Consider the following 402-nt stretch of genomic DNA (forward strand, 5'->3'; position numbering starts at 1 on the left):
CCAGTGATCGCCTCTTTCACCCGTATTCAAGGAGTTTCTCATGAGCATTCTGGTTCTGGCCGACGTTCACGACGGTCACCTGCTTGACGCCACTGCCCACGTGGTGGCCGCCGCCCGCGCCATCGGCGGCGATATCGACGTGCTGGTCGCAGGCGAAAGCGTCCAAAACGCCGCCGAGGCCGCCGCCAAACTCGACGGCGTTACCCGCGTTCGTCTCGCGGATCACAGCGTCTACGCCCACCAGCTCGCCGAGCCGCTGGGGGCGCTTCTGGTCGAGCTCGCCGGCGACTACACCCACGTGCTCGCCAGCGCCTCGACCACCGGCAAGAACGTGCTGCCGCGCGTGGCCGCGCTCAAGGACGTCAGCCAGCTCTCCGAGATCGTCGCGGTCGACGGCCCGGA

General features: G+C 67.7%; 1 protein-coding gene. It reads left to right on the forward strand.

Translation table 11 applies throughout. The features are described from left to right. Window positions 1–40: 40 nt before the first annotated feature. Window positions 41–402, forward strand: a 362-nt coding sequence (locus GEV37_RS16890) for an adenine nucleotide alpha hydrolase family protein (protein WP_479694304.1), incomplete at its 3' end; no start/stop codon positions are given.

Origin of the sequence: Vreelandella malpeensis, assembly GCF_020622355.1 — a bacterium.
Lineage (GTDB): Bacteria > Pseudomonadota > Gammaproteobacteria > Pseudomonadales > Halomonadaceae > Vreelandella > Vreelandella malpeensis.